Consider the following 14,673-nt stretch of genomic DNA (forward strand, 5'->3'; position numbering starts at 1 on the left):
GTCTTCACGGGCAATCCCTGAGCCTTGCCTTCGCCGCGTCGCTGACGATGTGGCGGCGGTGGGGCTTTATTGCCCGTTAAATTTCAAATGTGAGCATATAAGTCCGATAGCCTAAGAGCCATCGGACGCTTAAAAGAGAGTTCGGGATATGTTGCAGTTCATACTCCGGCGTTTGGGGCTGGTTATCCCAACGTTTATCGGTATTACTCTACTGACTTTTGCTTTTGTGCACATGATCCCGGGCGACCCGGTTATGATCATGGCCGGGGAACGCGGAATTTCTGCTGAGCGCCATGCTCAGTTGATGGCTGAAATGGGGCTGGACAAGCCGTTGTGGCAACAATACGTCAATTATATCGGCGGTGTATTACACGGCGATTTAGGCGTTTCTCTCAAAAGTCGCATTCCAGTCTGGGAAGAATTTGTCCCACGCTTTAAAGCGACGCTGGAATTAGGTATCTGCGCGATGATTTTCGCCATCAGCGTGGGTATTCCCGTCGGCGTTCTGGCGGCAGTAAAACGCGGTTCTATCTTCGATCACGCCTCCATCAGTCTGGCATTGGCGGGTTACTCCATGCCCATTTTCTGGTGGGGGATGATGCTGATCATGCTGGTTTCGGTTCACTTCAATCTGACGCCGGTATCCGGACGCATCAGCGATATTGTTTTCCTTGACGAAAGTATGCCGCTGACCGGGTTCATGCTGATTGATACCTTCTTCTGGGGCGAACCGGGCGACTTCATCGATGCGGTGGAGCATATGATTCTGCCCGCGGTGGTGCTGGGCACCATCCCGCTGGCGGTGATTGTGCGTATGACGCGTTCCGCCATGTTGGAAGTGCTGGGCGAGGATTACATCCGTACCGCCCGCGCCAAAGGGTTGAGCCGTCTGCGGGTGATTGTGGTGCATGCGTTGCGTAATGCCATGCTGCCGGTGGTGACGGTTATCGGCTTACAGGTCGGTACGATGCTGGCCGGCGCCATTCTGACGGAAACGATCTTCTCCTGGCCGGGGCTGGGACGCTGGCTGATTGATGCCTTACAGCGCCGAGATTATCCGGTTGTGCAGGGGGGCGTGCTGCTGGTGGCGACCATGATTATTCTGGTTAACCTGCTGGTGGATGTGCTCTACGGCGTGGTTAATCCACGTATCCGTCATAAGAAATAAGGGGGAGGCTGAGATGACACAAATTACTGAGCCTGTTGTAAACAGCGCGCCTAAGCCGATGACCCCGTTCCAGGAATTCTGGCACTATTTCAAACGTAATAAAGGGGCGGTGATCGGCATGATTTATGTCGTGCTGATGCTGCTTATTGCGATTGGGGCGAATGTACTGGCGCCGCATCTGCCGTCCGAACAGTTCCGCGATGCATTGCTTCATCCGCCGGTCTGGCAGGAGGGAGGAAGCTGGCGGTTTATTCTGGGCACGGATGACGTCGGCCGCGACATTTTATCCCGGCTGATGTACGGCGCGCGTCTGTCGCTGCTGGTCGGCTGTCTGGTGGTCGTCCTGTCGCTGATTCTGGGGGTGATCTTCGGCCTGCTGGCCGGTTACTTCGGCGGTATGGTTGATGCCATTATCATGCGCGTCGTCGACATCATGCTGGCGTTGCCCAGCCTGCTGTTGGCGCTGGTGCTGGTGGCGGTCTTCGGGCCGTCGATTGTCAACGCCTCGCTGGCGCTGACGTTTGTGGCGCTGCCGCACTACGTTCGTTTGACCCGCGCGGCGGTGCTGGTTGAAGTGAACCGCGACTATGTGACGGCTTCGCGCGTGGCGGGCGCGGGGTCGATGCGCCAGATGTTCGTCAATATTTTACCAAACTGCCTGGCGCCGCTGATCGTGCAGGCATCGCTGGGTTTTTCCAATGCCATTCTTGATATGGCTGCTTTGGGTTTCCTCGGTATGGGCGCGCAGCCGCCTACGCCCGAGTGGGGCACCATGCTTTCCGACGTTTTGCAGTTTGCGCAAAGCGCCTGGTGGGTGGTGACGTTCCCCGGCGTGGCGATTTTACTGACGGTATTGGCGTTTAACCTGATGGGGGACGGCTTGCGTGATGCTCTCGACCCCAAACTCAAGCAGTAATAGAGGTAGAGAGATGGCGTTACTCAATATAGAGAAACTGTCCGTTCATTTTGGCGATGAGGGCGTGCCGTTTCGTGCGGTCGACCGTATCAGTTACCAGGTTGAGCAAGGGCAGGTGGTGGGTATTGTCGGCGAATCGGGGTCCGGTAAATCGGTCAGTTCGCTGGCGATTATGGGATTAATCGATTATCCCGGCAAGGTGATGGCCGACAAACTGGAATTCAACCAGCGGGATTTGACGCAGATATCCGAGAAAGAGCGGCGTCAACTGGTCGGCGCGGAAGTGGCGATGATTTTTCAGGATCCGATGACCAGTCTGAACCCCTGCTACACCGTGGGTTTTCAGATTATGGAAGCCATCAAGGTTCATCAGGGCGGCAACCGCAAAACCCGTCGTCAGCGGGCGATTGACTTGCTGACGCTGGTCGGCATTCCCGATCCCGGATCAAGGCTGGACGTCTATCCGCACCAGCTTTCCGGCGGGATGAGCCAGCGCGTGATGATCGCCATGGCTATCGCCTGCCGGCCCAAACTGTTGATTGCAGACGAACCGACCACGGCGCTGGATGTCACCATCCAGGCGCAGATCATCGAGTTGCTGCTTGAATTGCAGCAGCGCGAGAACATGGCGCTGATCCTGATCACGCACGACCTGGCGCTGGTGGCCGAAGCCGCGCATCACATCATCGTGATGTATGCCGGGCAGGTGGTGGAGTCGGGCAAGGCGACGGATATTTTCAGCGCGCCCCGCCATCCGTATACGCAGGCGCTGTTGCGCGCGCTGCCGGAGTTTGCGACGGATAAATCGCGTTTGGAATCGCTGCCGGGCGTGGTGCCGGGGAAATACGACCGTCCAAACGGTTGTTTGTTGAATCCGCGCTGCCCCTATGCGAACGATCGCTGTCGGCGCGAAGAGCCGGAGCTGCGGAGTATTCCGGGGCGTCAGGTGAAATGTCACACACCGCTGGATGATGCGGGGAGGCCAACCTTATGAACCCGAATAACGTCACATCGCAACCGCATTTACTGCATGCGATCGACCTGAAAAAACACTATCCGGTGAAGAAAGGCTTGTTTGCGCCGGAGAGAATGGTCAAAGCGCTGGACGGCGTCTCTTTTACGCTGGAGCGCGGGAAAACGCTGGCGGTGGTCGGTGAATCCGGCTGCGGCAAGTCGACGCTGGGCCGTCTGCTGACCATGATTGAAATACCGTCGGCGGGCGAGCTTTACTATCAGGGACAGGATCTGCTGAAGCCGGATCACACGGCGGAGAAGTTGCGCCGCCAGAAGATCCAGATCGTATTCCAGAATCCTTACGGATCGCTGAACCCGCGTAAAAAGGTCGGTCAGATCCTGGAAGAGCCGCTGCTGATCAACACCGAACTGTCGAAAGCCGAACGCCGTGAAAAAGCGCTGACCATGATGGCGAAGGTGGGGCTGAAAACCGAGCACTATGATCGCTATCCGCATATGTTCTCCGGCGGGCAGCGTCAGCGTATCGCCATCGCCCGCGGCCTGATGCTGGATCCGGACGTGGTGATCGCCGATGAACCGGTGTCGGCGCTGGATGTTTCGGTGCGGGCGCAGGTGCTGAACCTGATGATGGATTTACAGCAGGATATGGGGCTGTCTTACGTGTTCATCTCTCATGACCTGTCGGTGGTCGAACATATTGCCGACGAGGTCATGGTGATGTATCTGGGGCGCTGTGTGGAGAAGGGCAGCAAAGAGGCCATCTTCAGTAATCCGCGTCATCCGTATACCCAGGCGCTGTTATCCGCGACGCCCCGGCTTAATCCGGATTTACGGCGTGAACGCATCAAGCTGGTCGGCGAGCTGCCCAGCCCGTTGAATCCGCCGCCGGGCTGTGCGTTCAACGCCCGCTGTCAGCGTTGCTTCAGCACCTGCACCCAGTTCCAACCACAGCTGAAAGACTATGGCGGACAGCAGGTCGCCTGTTTCGCCGTCGATCAGGACGAACAGGGCGTTCAGCCTGCGCATTCCGGCTAATTGGTTATCGCTAGCCCACGTCTCTTTCATTGGGGCGTGGGCTAGCCTGATTCACCGTAAAGAGAAAAGAAGAGACGGTCGGACGATAAACGTCACGCTAGATCCATGACTCGTGGATCAGGCTAAAAACCACACCTGAATATTTCAACGATGATTGCCGCTAGCGGCGGTGTTTCTGCCGGGTAAGGTGAAACGCCTCGGCCAGCCGTGCAATGCCGGGTTCAATCTGTTCGGTTTTGATCGCGTGGAAGCCCAGACGGAAATAGTTTTCCGGCGGCTGCCTGTCGAGGAAATGATCCTGACCTGGTTCGATCAGCACGCCGGCATGGGCTGCCCGCCATGCCAACTGTTGTGTATTGATGGATGCCGGCGTGCGAATCCAGAACGCATTGGCAGGGTTACTGCCGGGAATGCGGGTACATTCGGGGAGATGGGTATTCAGCGCATCATTGAGAATATGCCAGCGTTTGGCCGAGTCCTCGCGGTAGCGGTGCAGGTAGGTTTCGTAATATCCCTGCGACAGAAAATGCGCCATCTGATACTGAATGCTGGCGGGCGGATGACGGTAAACCAGCCGGCGTAGCGCGCGCAGCTCGTCAATCAGTTCCGACGGCGCGACCAGATAGCCCAGACGCAGCCCCGGCGACAGCGATTTCGACAGGCTGCTGACGTAAATCACCCGGTTGTGCATGTCGCTGGCCTTCAGGGCGGCCCTGGGGTGGGGATCAAAACTGCTTTCGGAGTCGTAATCGTCTTCAATGATAATCTGATCGTATTTACAGGCGTGCTCAAGCAATTGGGTTCTGCGGGCATTGCTCATGCTGATGCCCGTCGGCGCCTGATGGCTGGGCGTGACATAAAAATAGTCGCAGGAGCGCGATACCTCGGTTAACTGCAAGCCTTCGCTGTCTAACTGGTGGGGGATGATGTGGGCATCCTGTAGCGCGAAAGTATTGATGGCCTCGCGGAATACCGGATTTTCTACCGCGATTCGGGTGTTTCTGTTCAGCAGCAGGCGAGAGAGCAGGTAGAGCGCGTTCTGTGAGCCCAGCGTGATCAGGATTTCATCACCGCGGGCGATAATGCCCCGCTTGGGAAGAATACGCTTGCGCACTTGTTCAATCAGCGGCGTAACATCCTGGTCGATATTGTCGTATATCCAGCCTTGATCGTGATGAGCGCCGGTCACTTTACGCATCGCCTCGCGCCACTGTTCCAGCGGGAAAAGCTGCGTGTTTGGCTGACCGTAGATAAAGGGATAGGGATAGTCCATCCACTGCGCGGGCTTCAGGATCGCAAGGTAGTTGCTGGGGCATTTATTGAATCGCTTGCTCCATTCCGGTGCCGCCGGTTCCGTTTCCGACATGTCGTCATAACGCGGTATATCCGGCAAGGCATCGGTTTGGTGATAGTTCGGGTGCAGGTAATACCCGCTGCGCGGACGGCTGATCAGGTAACCGTCATTGAGCAGGCCTTCGTAGACCAGCGCCACCGTGTTTCGAGAAATATTCAACTGGCACGATAACTTACGACAGGAGGGGAGCGGTTCGTCAATCGGAAATACGCCGGCGAGAATTGAGGTAACCAGCGTTTCGCGTAGCTGCTCTTGCAGGCTTCTGTTCGATACAAAATCGATATATAGACAGTGATCAATCATTTTCCGCATCCCACGCCCAACAACATATGCCTGAGAGACAAGCAAATTACATACCTGAATGGCGCGGGGGATGCGGTTTTAACCTGAAAGCGTTTTAATCACGATCGATGGCAAAGGCAGACCACGCCTGACGCACCGGCATCACTTCCATCCGGTTGATGTTCATATGGTCCGGCAGGGTCGCGATCGTGTAAATCTGCGCGGCGATATCCTCCGCGGTGAGCGGCGTGGTTCCCTGGTACAGCTTGTCCGAGGCTTCCCGATCGCCTTTGGTTCTCACCAGCGTAAATTCGGTTTCCGCGATGCCGGGCGCCAAATCGGTGACCCGCACGCCGGTGCCTTGCAGATCGCAACGCAGGTTATAGCTGAACTGTTTCACGAACGCCTTTGACGCGCCGTAAACGTGGCTGCCGGGATACGGCCATTGTCCGGCAATGGAGCCGATATTGATGATGCTGGCGCCTTTGCCGGTCGCAATCAGCGTCGGCAATAGCGCGTGGGTGACGTTGACCAGACCGGTGATATTGGTGTCGATCATGGTATGCCAGTCTTCCAGCGCGACGTTTTGCGACGCATTAGGCGCCAGAGCCAGACCCGCATTGTTGACCAGCGTTTTCACCGCCTTAAATTCGGCTGGCAGCGTATCGACCAGTTGTTTGACCGCCTGCGCGTCTCTGACGTCCAGCGCGGAACAGTAAACCGGCACCTTGGCTGACAGCTCATCCGCCAGCGCTTTCAATCGCGCTTCCCGCCGTCCGGTTAGGATCAACGACCATCCATTGGCTGCAAAATGGTGTGCTGCTGCATGACCGAATCCGGATGTCGCCCCGGTGATAAACACAATATTCTGCATTAAAAACGCCCTCTGAAGTTTAATAAACCTGTTTTTCCAACATGGTAGGGGCAGCCTCCTGCCCCTACTTTCTCACTTTACGAAGTGGGAAACCTCTCCGACAGAGCCAGTTGTATGGAATCTATGGGACAAACTGACCCATAGTTATTCATGATCTGGCTCTATCAACGCCGGCGTTTTTGTCCCTAGTCTGATTTTGATGAATGAACATTATACACGCGGCGTAACCTCGCGGCTCCCGGTGAACGGCGGGGCGCTGTGTGTACCGCGCAATGATGAGGATGAGAAGATGACCAACAAGAATGAAACCGCGTTGTCTAATGACTATGTCCGTCAGTTGGACCGGCAATATGTTTTCCACTCCTGGTCGACGCAGGGGGCGCTGAACCCGATGGTTATTGCGGGCGGCGAAGGGTGCCGTCTCTGGGATTATGCTGGGAATTCCTATCTGGATTTCAGCAGCCAGTTAGTCAATACCAATATCGGTCACCAGCATCCGAAAGTGATTGCGGCCATCAAGGCTCAGGCCGAGTCGCTGGCGACCATCGCCCCGGCGACGGCCAACCTGGCGCGCGGCGAAGCGGCGAAACGCATCGTGGCCCGCGCGCCGGATAAATTCAACAAGGTGTTTTTCACCAATGCGGGCGCGGACGCCAATGAGAACGCGATCCGTATGGCGCGCCTGTTTACCGGCAAAGAGAAAGTGCTGTCCGGCTATCGCTCTTATCATGGCAATACCGGCAGCGCGATCGGCGCGACCGGCGACTGGCGGCGTCTGCCCAATGAGTATTCCCGTGGTCATGTTCACTTCTTCACGCCTTATCTGTATCGCAGCGAATTCATGGCGAAAACAGAGGAAGAGGAGTGCGCGGCCGCGTTGCGCCACCTGCGCCGCATCATTGAGTGTGAAGGCCCGAACACTATTGCCGCCATTTTGCTGGAAACCATTCCGGGCACGGCGGGGATTCTGGTTCCGCCCGCCGGTTATTTAGCGGGCGTTCAGGCGTTGGCCAATGAGTTCGGTATTGTACTGATTATGGATGAAGTGATGGCCGGATTTGGCCGGACGGGTTCCTGGTTTACGTTTGAACATTACGGCGTTGAGCCTGATTTGATCACCTTTGCCAAAGGGGTGAACTCCGGTTACGTGCCGGCGGGCGGCGTGCTGATTTCCGATCCGATTGCCCATTTTTTCGATACGCGCATGTTTCCCGGCGGTTTGACCTATTCCGGCCATCCTTTGGCGATGGCGGCCATTGTGGCGACGCTGGATGCGATGGAAGAGGAAAAAATCGTGGAAAACGCCGCCCGGATCGGGGATGGCATCTTGGCGCAGGGTTTACGGCAACTGGGCGAAAAATACGCCATCGTCGGCGAAGTGCGCGGTATCGGCCTGTTCCATGCGCTGGAGCTGGTGTCGGATCCGGTCAGTAAAACGCCGTTGCCGGCTGCTGTCATGGGCGAGTTTAAATCACGGCTGCTGGATAAAGGGCTGCTGGGGTTTGTCGCCGAAAACCGTCTGCATGTGGTGCCGCCCTGCATTGTAACGGCAGAAGAAGTGAACCAGGCGCTCGGCATCATTGATGAGGCACTCTGCGAGGTCAACGCGAAGTTTGCCTGAACCTGAAATTCGCTGGAACGCCAGTGATGACCGGCTGATGAGTCGCGTGATGTGGCCCTTTTTGGCGTAAGGAATTGTGCTGCAGTGGGCGCGGTTCGCAATAAGGCCGCGAACGCTGCAGGCGCCGCGTTAGCGGCACAACTTAGCCAATAGCCGGGGTTCATAGGGGCGGCGTTTGAGCCCCTATGTCGGGCGCGTGCGATGGCTATTTTTGCGCACGAAATATTCTCTGCCGTTGAATACGGCAGTTTCTGGAAATTCCCTCTGCCTGCAAGCAGCGCCGATCAAACCGGTTTATCCATCGCCCTTGGCAATCCTCCCCCGGCATTAAAACCAAATATACGTTTTATGTATGGATATTGCTCCAAATGGAGGCAAATAGGCGGGGATTTGCACCAAATGTGTTTTCTCTTGCCTGACCGCAGGGTTAATTCCCCTGTTATTCGTAAGGTTGGCGGGAAAATAAACGTTGGCATGGAAATGGCATCAGTTTAGGCAGAAACCTAACCAAATAGTCAGAAACCGCCAATATGGGACAACCGGTATGAGCCAACCAATGTATGCAGATGAGCCATCACTCATAACGACGACATCGGCCCGCAACACGGCTAGACCGGCAATCGTCGTACGTGACGCCAATGTGATCTATCCGGCGGCCGATAAGCCGGTACACGCGCTGAAAGATATTAATCTGACCATTCGCCAGGGCGAGTTTGTTTCCTTCATCGGGCCTTCCGGCTGCGGTAAAACCACATTATTGCGGGTGATTGCCGATCTGGAGCCGATTACCTCCGGCGATGTGTTGGTCAATGACATGACGCCGTCGGAAGCCCGGCAGGCGCGGGCCTATGGCTACGTTTTCCAGGCGCCGGTGTTGCTGCCGTGGCGCACCGTGCTGGCTAACGTCATGCTGCCATTGCAGATTCAGGGCGCGTTGCCGGCCAGATGTGAAGAGATAGCCCGTGAACAGCTGGCGCGGGTCGGTCTGAACGGATTTGAGAAAAAATATCCGTGGCAGCTCTCCGGCGGCATGCAGCAGCGCGCGTCCATTGCGCGGGCGCTGGGATTCGAGCCGAAAATTCTGATGATGGACGAGCCTTTCGGCGCGCTGGATGAACTGACTCGCGATAATCTGAACCAGCAGTTACAGCAGTTGTGGTGCAACGAGCAGCGCACGATGGTCTTCGTCACGCACTCCATTTCCGAAGCGGTCTATCTGTCTACCCGCATTGTCATTATGTCGCCCCGTCCTGGCCGTATTGTCAAAATCATCGACTCTCCCTTACCCCAGGCGCGGGATCTGTCTATGCGCGACTCGCCGGAGTTCATTCGTCTGGCCCAGGAAGTGCGTGAAGCGCTAATCGAGGGTCATCATGAACATTGACGCGTTACGTTACCGGGTTTTCCCCGTCGCCGTGGTTATCGCCGCGGCCGTGGTGTTTTGGTATCTGCTGGCGATTGCCTTGAACGCGCAAGGGGCGATTGACCGTACTCTCTCTTCGGACGGCGGCTGGGGCTGGCGCGAACTGGTGGAAACCACGCTGAACATGTCGCGTCCGGTGCTGCCCACGCCACACCAGATTCTGGCCGATATCTGGGCCAGCCTGACGAAATGGCCGGTCACCTCGCCGCGAAACCTGCTGTTGCACACCTGGGTGACGGCCAGCGCCGCGCTGACCGGGTTCGTCATGGGCGTGGCGCTGGGGCTGGCGCTGGCTATCTGCATTGTGCATTCCCGCACGCTGGATAAAGCTCTGCTGCCGTGGATTGTGGCGTCGCAAACGGTGCCGGTACTGGCGATAGCGCCGATTGTGCTGATTATTCTGGGCAGCCTGGGGATCACCGGCCTGCTGCCAAAAGCCACGATCGCCATGTATCTCTGTTTCTTTCCGGTCACCATTGCCACCGTTCAAGGGTTGCGTTCGCCGCAGAAGATGGAAATGGAACTGGTGCACACTTATGCCGCCAGCCGTATTGATACCTTCTGGATGGTTCGGCTGCCTTCCGCCCTGCCTTATCTGTTTCCGGCATTCCGGGTGGCGATCGCCAGCGGCCTGGTCGGCACCATGGTGGCGGAGTTGCCGACGGGGGCGCAGGCCGGTCTGGGCGCGCGCTTGCTAACCGGTTCTTATTACGGCAACACCATTCAGATCTGGTCTGCCCTGGTGATGGCCTCTTTACTGGGGCTGTTGCTGACCGCGTTGGTCAGCCTGACGGAATACGCCGTCATGTCGCGTCGTAAAGGGGGTCAGTGATGCGTAGATATGTTACCGGCGGTTTTGGTCTGGTCGTCGCATTGATCGCGACGCTGATGGGGCTGGTGCAACTGCTCCCCGGCGGCGTGGCGGTAGGCGGCATAACGCAGGTTCTGGTTATCGAACTGCTGCTGCTGTGCGCCGTCCTGCTGGCGTTGTATCCCTCTTCATCATCCTGGCTGCCGGCCTTGGCGATCGCGCTGACCGTCGCGGCGGCCGGAATGCTGATTCAGCCCGGCGCGATGGCGCATCCCGATGCCGTGTACTGGTTGGCGGTGTCGGCCCTGGCGCTGCTGGCGTGCCATAGCGTGCAGCGTTTGGCGAACAGCGGCGGTAAAACGCTGCCGGCCGGCGCGGTCGCCGCGTTGTTTGGCGCCTGGATCCTTTATTTCTGGCAATTGCTGGTCGCGGTGTTCGCGGTGCCTCAGGTATTGCTGCCCGCGCCGATGGATATTGTCCGGGCGCTGTATGACAACGCCGGGCTGCTGACGGGCGACTTTGTGCAAACGGTGTTGAAGTCGGTGCTGGTGGGGTATTTGCTGGGCAGCGGCATGGGTATCGTGGTAGGCATTCTGATCGACCGGCTGCCGTTCCTGCAACGCGGTTTGCTGCCGCTGGCTAATCTGACCAGCACCATTCCGCTGGTGGGCGTGGCGCCGATTGCGGTGATGTGGTTTGGCTTTGACTGGCCTTCCAAGGCGGCGGTCATTGTGCTGGTGACCTTCTTTCCTGCCTTGGTCAGCACGCTGGCCGGGCTACAGGCCTCCGGCAAGCTGGAGCGCGAACTGATGTATTGCTATGCCGCCACGCCGCGCACCACCCTGAGAGTGCTGCGCCTGCCGGCGGCGTTACCCTTTATTTTCGGCGCGCTTAAGGTCAATGCCACGCTGGCGATGATCAGCGCGATTGTCGCCGAGTATTTCGGCTCCCCCACCGCGGGACTGGGTTTTCGTATCTCAACCGAAGCGGCCCGGATGCACATGCCCACCGTGTGGGCGGCGATTGTGGTCGCGTCCGTGGTGGGATCGCTGTTTTATGCGCTGTTGGTCTGGCTGGAAAGGAAAGTCAATTTCTGGCATCCCTCAGTGCGCGGCGAGTCGTAAGCGGCCCGTATTGTGAGCAGTAAGCCGTCATCGTTATCGGCAAGCATTGTTACCCAAAGGATCGTTATTAAAAAATGTTGTTGTTAAAAAAATAGAGTTGTTAAAAAAAACCTAGTTGTTAGAAAAACATGGTTGTTAAAAAAACATGGTGTGTGTTCCACCCTAACCCGAGGATACTCATATGAGAGATCGTTCCGCCTTTCGCAAATGCCTTATCGCGGCCGCCACGACGCTGGCATTGTCATTGAGCGCCGGCGTTCATGCCGCCGAGAAAGTCACGCTTCAGCTTAAATGGTTGCCTCAGGCTCAGTTTGCGGGCTACTACGTGGCGCAGGCCAAGGGCTATTACAAAGATGCCGGGCTGGATGTCACCATCAAACCGGGTGGAACCGATATTTCTCCGGTGCAGGTTATTGCCGGCAAGTCGGCGGATGTGATTGTCAACTGGATGCCCGATGCGCTGGCCGCGCGCGAGTCCGGGGTGCCGCTGGTGAATATCGCGCAGATATTCGATCGTTCGGGCATGATGCTGACCTGCCGTAAATCGACCGGGATTAAGACCCCGGCGGACTTGAAAGGAAAAACGCTGGGCGTTTGGTTCGGCGGCAATGAATATCCGTTCTTCAACTGGATGCATAAACTGGGCTACAAACCGGATACCGACATCAAAGTGCTGAAACAGGGCTTTAACGTCGATCCGCTGTTACAGAATCAGGCGGCTTGTATTTCCACCATGAACTACAACGAATACTGGCAGCTGATTGACGCCGGGATGAAAGCGGACGATCTGATTTCGTTCCCGTATGAAGATCAGGGCGTTTCCACCCTGGAAGACGGGCTGTACGTGCTGGAATCCAGCCTGAAAGATCCGGCTTTTGTGGCGAAAATGGCGAAGTTCCTGCAAGCCACTTACAAAGGCTGGAACGAGGCGGTAAATAACCCGGCAGAAGCCGCCGAGATTGTGGTTAATGAAGATTCGTCCGGTTCCGCGACGGTGGAAGTACAGCAGCGGCAGATGGAAAACGTCGCCAAGCTGATTACCAACGCCAATACGCCGAAAATCGGTTATCTGGATCCTGCCGCCTATCGGCGTACCGTGGATGTCTTGCTGAGCGGCGGCGGCGAGTCGGTGATCAAAAAAGATCCCGGCGATAGCGCCATGACCCACGTCGTTTGGGAGGCCGCGGCGCAGTAATTCCGGCGTCTGCCGTCACCTCGTGTTGCCGGGCGCCCATAAACCGGCGGTTTATGGGCGCCCCGTCCGGTTAACCGGACTGGCTCTCTGTTCGGGAAGAGAGATAAGCGCGCCAGCCTTTCAGGTGCGTGATATCCTCCGCGCCTTGCAAACCATATTGCTCGCAGATGAAACCCGTTTCCCAACTGCCATCGGACAACTGGATTTTTCCCAGTCCCAGCGGTGCGGGAATGCCGGTGAGAAAAGAGCCGAGTTCCGATGCGGGCAGTTCCCACACTTCGACCTCTATCGCTGCGCCGTCCTCTTCCACCCGCACCATTCCCGGCCGGAACGGCGGACCGCCGGCCAGCGCATACAGCCGATAGTCCGGTGAACTTTGCGTTGCCTGCAACAGCCGGCCGCCGCGCCGGATCAATTGCCCGTTCAGGGGCTGTCCGGCGAGATGGGCGCCGCACACCACCAGCCGAACCCGGTCGTTGCGGGCCATCCGCTCCGGCGCGGCTTCGTTCAACCGGTATCCGCCAACCAGCGGCAGCGCCAGCTCGCGCTGCAAGGCCGCGGCCAGACTGAGCAGGTATTGATCGGTGAACACGCGTCCGAACAGCGTAACGCCCCAGGGCAGGCCGGTCGTCATGAACCCGGCGGGCACCGCGACCGCCGCATAGTCAAGCATGTTCATAAAATTGGTGTAGTAGCCAAGGTCGGCATTGCGTTTGACCGGTTCGGCGTGCAGCTCGTCCAACGTGACCGCGCGCGGATAGGTCGGGGTCAGAATGCAGTCCAGATCGGCCAGCGTACGGTCGCAAACGGCTTTCAACGCCTGCAATCGGTACTGTGCGCGAAAGGCGTCGACGGCGCTGCGATGGGGAGCCTGGGCAAGCACATCGCGAATGACCGGAAGTACCGCGTCCGGCTGACGTTCAATCAGCTCGCCGGCCACGCTGTAGCGTTCCGCGGTCCACGGCCCCTCATAGAGCAGGCGGGCGGCCTCCAGAAAAGGGGCGAAATCGATGCTGACCGGCACCCCGCCTAATGCCTGCAGCCGTTCAATCGCGGCGGAGAAGAGCGCCGGGCTTTCCGCACAGCCGAGAAACTCCAGTTTATCCGGTATGCCGAAACGGAAGCCGGGCCTGGGGCGGCCAAACGCGCCGGCGTCATTCCACTGCGGATTGGCGCGGCTGTAGGCATCATCGGGATCGATGCCGACGGTCAGATCCAGCAGTAGACTGGCCTCCGCCGCGCTGGCGGTAAAGAACGTCACGCAGTCCAGCGTCCGGCAGGCCGGTATCACGCCTGCGGTGGAGATCAGTCCCTTACTGGCCTTCAGACCGACCAGATTATTCAGCGCGGCGGGTACCCGACCGCTGCCCGCCGTGTCCGTTCCCAACGCGAAACTGGCCAGGCCCAGGGCCACCGCCAGCGACGAACCGGCGCTGGAGCCGCCGGAAGGGTAATCCGGCAGCACGCTATTACGGCACTCGCCATAGGGCGAGCGCGTACCGTTCAGACCGGTGGCGAACTGATCCAGATTGGTCTTGCCGATGGGGATTGCGCCCAGCGCGATCAGCCGATCGACGATGGTCGCGTTGTTTTGCGGCACATAGGCATAGGCTGGGCAGGCCGCGGTGGTCGGGATACCCGCCAGATCGATGTTATCCTTGATTGCAAAGGGGATGCCGTACAGCGGCAGATCGGCGGGCGACCGCTGTGCCAGCGCGGCCAGATAAGGCTCCTGGGCTTCCGCGCTCAGCAGATGGATGAACAGATTGAATTCGGGATTGAGGGCGGCCGCGGCTTCGCGCAGCTGTCGCAGCAACGCCCGCGGGGTTAATTCGCCTTTCCGGTAAGCATCCTGAAGCGTGCTCAGGCGCAGATCAAAGGTCGGTTGCATGGTA

13 protein-coding genes are annotated in these 14,673 nt (G+C 57.9%); 10 read left to right on the top strand and 3 right to left on the bottom strand.

The window, feature by feature from the left end; translation table 11 throughout:
* Positions 1 to 148 precede the first annotated feature (148 nt).
* Genes dppB through dppF form a run of 4 tightly spaced genes read left to right on the top strand, consistent with a single transcriptional unit; the run spans position 149 to position 4,094 of the window.
* Complete coding sequence (gene dppB, locus ACN28R_RS19245) at positions 149 to 1,168, top strand: dipeptide ABC transporter permease DppB (protein WP_048636911.1); 1,020 nt, start codon at positions 149 to 151, stop codon at positions 1,166 to 1,168.
* 13 nt (positions 1,169 to 1,181) lie between these two features.
* Positions 1,182 to 2,084 carry a dipeptide ABC transporter permease DppC gene (gene dppC, locus ACN28R_RS19250; protein ID WP_048636912.1) on the top strand — a complete coding sequence of 301 codons (903 nt, stop codon included), beginning with the start codon at positions 1,182 to 1,184 and terminating at the stop codon, positions 2,082 to 2,084.
* Between the two features lie 13 nt (positions 2,085 to 2,097).
* Positions 2,098 to 3,078 (top strand): dipeptide ABC transporter ATP-binding protein, encoded by a 981-nt coding sequence (dppD, locus tag ACN28R_RS19255; RefSeq protein ID WP_048636913.1) that lies wholly within the window; start codon positions 2,098 to 2,100, stop codon positions 3,076 to 3,078.
* On the top strand, positions 3,075 to 4,094 hold the full coding sequence (gene dppF, locus ACN28R_RS19260; protein WP_048636914.1) for a dipeptide ABC transporter ATP-binding subunit DppF: 1,020 nt from the start codon (positions 3,075 to 3,077) through the stop codon (positions 4,092 to 4,094). The genes dppD and dppF overlap by 4 nt, the downstream gene beginning before the upstream one ends.
* Before the next feature lie 160 nt (positions 4,095 to 4,254).
* Here dppF and pdxR read toward each other — a convergent pair whose 3' ends face one another.
* Both pdxR and ACN28R_RS19270 read right to left on the bottom strand, forming a co-directional pair.
* The gene (pdxR, locus tag ACN28R_RS19265) at positions 4,255 to 5,751 is read right to left on the bottom strand and encodes a MocR-like pyridoxine biosynthesis transcription factor PdxR (RefSeq protein ID WP_095835850.1); all 1,497 of its coding nucleotides are present in this window, start codon (positions 5,749 to 5,751) and stop codon (positions 4,255 to 4,257) included.
* Between the two features lie 94 nt (positions 5,752 to 5,845).
* Entirely contained in the window at positions 5,846 to 6,604 is a 759-nt protein-coding gene (locus ACN28R_RS19270; protein ID WP_048636915.1) for an SDR family NAD(P)-dependent oxidoreductase, read from the bottom strand.
* 289 nt (positions 6,605 to 6,893) lie between these two features.
* On the opposite strand from ACN28R_RS19270, the gene ACN28R_RS19275 reads away from it, so the two are divergent.
* From ACN28R_RS19275 to ACN28R_RS19300, 6 genes are all read left to right on the top strand, one after another.
* Positions 6,894 to 8,225, top strand: a complete 1,332-nt coding sequence (locus tag ACN28R_RS19275; RefSeq protein WP_095835851.1) for an aspartate aminotransferase family protein — start codon at positions 6,894 to 6,896, stop codon at positions 8,223 to 8,225.
* A gap of 201 nt (positions 8,226 to 8,426) precedes the next feature.
* Positions 8,427 to 8,720 carry a hypothetical protein gene (locus ACN28R_RS19280; RefSeq protein ID WP_145957983.1) on the top strand — a complete coding sequence of 98 codons (294 nt, stop codon included), beginning with the start codon at positions 8,427 to 8,429 and terminating at the stop codon, positions 8,718 to 8,720.
* Between the two features lie 49 nt (positions 8,721 to 8,769).
* Positions 8,770 to 9,609 (top strand): ABC transporter ATP-binding protein, encoded by an 840-nt coding sequence (locus tag ACN28R_RS19285; RefSeq protein ID WP_095835235.1) that lies wholly within the window; start codon positions 8,770 to 8,772, stop codon positions 9,607 to 9,609.
* Entirely contained in the window at positions 9,599 to 10,480 is an 882-nt protein-coding gene (locus tag ACN28R_RS19290; RefSeq protein ID WP_048636917.1) for an ABC transporter permease, read from the top strand. Before ACN28R_RS19285 ends, ACN28R_RS19290 begins: the two co-directional genes overlap by 11 nt.
* Positions 10,480 to 11,583, top strand: coding sequence for an ABC transporter permease (locus tag ACN28R_RS19295; protein ID WP_095835236.1), 1,104 nt, complete (start codon positions 10,480 to 10,482; stop codon positions 11,581 to 11,583). Before ACN28R_RS19290 ends, ACN28R_RS19295 begins: the two co-directional genes overlap by 1 nt.
* Positions 11,584 to 11,764: 181 nt before the next feature.
* Positions 11,765 to 12,778, top strand: a complete 1,014-nt coding sequence (locus ACN28R_RS19300) for an ABC transporter substrate-binding protein (RefSeq protein WP_048636918.1) — start codon at positions 11,765 to 11,767, stop codon at positions 12,776 to 12,778.
* A gap of 70 nt (positions 12,779 to 12,848) precedes the next feature.
* Here ACN28R_RS19300 and atzF read toward each other — a convergent pair whose 3' ends face one another.
* A complete protein-coding gene (gene atzF, locus ACN28R_RS19305) occupies positions 12,849 to 14,669 on the bottom strand; it encodes an allophanate hydrolase (RefSeq protein WP_095835237.1) in 1,821 nt (606 codons plus the stop codon).
* Positions 14,670 to 14,673 lie beyond the last annotated feature (4 nt).

The sequence above is a fragment of the Brenneria goodwinii genome, from assembly GCF_002291445.1.
Taxonomy (GTDB): domain Bacteria; phylum Pseudomonadota; class Gammaproteobacteria; order Enterobacterales; family Enterobacteriaceae; genus Brenneria; species Brenneria goodwinii.